Source organism: Streptomyces sp. NPDC001634 (genome assembly GCF_040298185.1).
In the GTDB taxonomy this organism is placed as follows: Bacteria; Actinomycetota; Actinomycetes; order Streptomycetales; family Streptomycetaceae; genus Streptomyces.
The window spans coordinates 1-1,541 of the sequence record NZ_JBEOZU010000224.1 but is presented as its reverse complement, the minus strand read 5'-3'; the positions used below and the strand labels follow the sequence as shown (position 1 = coordinate 1,541).

At 36.9% G+C, this 1,541-nt stretch carries 2 protein-coding genes and 1 pseudogene; 2 read left to right on the top strand and 1 reads right to left on the bottom strand.

All coding sequences use genetic code 11. The annotated features are described in order from the left end of the window. A pseudogene (locus tag ABT186_RS47685) lies at positions 1 to 94 on the top strand (IS6 family transposase); the annotation flags it as partial. 70 nt (positions 95 to 164) lie between these two features. Here the strand turns inward: ABT186_RS47685 and ABT186_RS47680 are convergent. Next, positions 165 to 1,312, bottom strand: a protein-coding gene (locus ABT186_RS47680) for an IS3 family transposase (protein WP_095559415.1) whose coding sequence is annotated in 2 segments (ribosomal slippage) — positions 165 to 1,060 and positions 1,060 to 1,312 — 1,149 coding nt in all. Because the reading frame shifts where the segments join, the coding sequence is not laid out codon by codon here. Positions 1,313 to 1,385: 73 nt separating this feature from the next. On the opposite strand from ABT186_RS47680, the gene ABT186_RS48260 reads away from it, so the two are divergent. Next, the coding region (locus tag ABT186_RS48260; RefSeq protein WP_502973566.1) for a competence protein CoiA family protein at positions 1,386 to 1,541 on the top strand (156 nt) is incomplete at its 3' end.

Below are 1,541 nucleotides of genomic sequence, written 5' to 3'. Positions count from 1 at the left end.
ACGACGGAATAAATTTTATCAAAGTCTCCGTACAGCCTCTTCCACGATTAAGGGCATGGAGACCCTTCGAGGAATATATAAAAAGAACCGAAGAATGTAGTGACCCCCAAAATATAGACTTTTCTGGAAAGTCAACGAAAAACTAGACACGGAGTTAAGAGAATTTAAGAATTATATTTTTCAAAGTCTTTTGGAGACTTGTAATCAAGACCTGAATGCATCCTTTTTGTATTGTAATAGGTCTCAATGTATTTAAATATTTCTTGAGTAGCCTCAGCTCTTGTCTCAAAATGAGCATCATTAATAAGCTCCCTCTTTAGCGTCTTATAAAAAGACTCCATCATTGCATTGTCATATGGATTTCCTTTACGACTCATGCTAGATTGAGCACCGACTTGACGAAGAGTAGATTGATAACGAGAGCTTGTATATTGACTCCCTTGATCAGTATGGACAATCAAGCCAGGCTGAGGATGTTCTTTCCCACAAGCTTGTAAGAAGCAATCCCTCACCAGTTTATCTTGCATCCGTGAAGACATTGACCAGCCTACAATCTTACGTGAAAAAACGTCGATATTCACGGCTAAGTATAAGGTGCCTTCTTTGGTAGGGATATAGGTCATGTCTCCCAGCCATACTTTATTAGGAGCTGTTGCTTTAAAGATCTGATTAATTAAATTGGGTCTTGAAAGCGAAGCTCCTTTTCTGTTGTAATGTTTATATTTATAACGGCTTCCCTTGGCATAAAGTCCCATCAAGTGCATCAGTTTCCCAACACGTTTCGTGTTGGTCATAATACCAGTATTATGAAGTACCTTGGTAATTCTAACCGCACCATAGCGTCCCTTATGCTCATGAAAGACAGCTTTTATCTTCTCTGAGAGAATTTCTCTCTCCACTTGTTGTTTTGAAGGACGACGATGCATGTATTCATAGAAACCTGAGCGAGAAACCTTAAGAACTTTTACTGCATGCTTAATTTTTATCTTCCCATGATGTTTCAAGAGAAATTCAAAACGTTTTACTTGCTTCGCTTCAAGAAGACCCGGAACTTTTTTAGAAGTTCAAGTTCCTCCTGAAGATAACGATTTTCTTTCTCTAACAATTTAATCTTATGTTGGGCATTAGCTAGGGCTGTCCCATTGCCTGGAAAAGCACTTTCTCCATATTCTTCAACTTCTTGAACCCAGCGATAAAGACTATTGGCATGAACCTCAAGCTCTTGGCTGACTTCTTTAACAGAGTAACCCTCTTCAAGAATGAGTTTTACTGCAGAATTTTTAAATTGTTTATCGAATTTTCTTCTTGCCATAATAAACCTTTCCACGATTTCTCTTAACTTTGTGTCTAGTTTATTATAACCTTTCCAAACGCTTTTCTTTTTTATGTCTATTTATTTGATAATAGTCTATTCTATGAAACGTTTAAAAGAACGGACAGAAAATTATCAAGTACACGGTTTTACGGTGCTTTGGCTTATGGGGGAAAATTTATGGTTAAAAGACCAAATAACAAACCTTCAAAAAAATTTAGTCTATTTT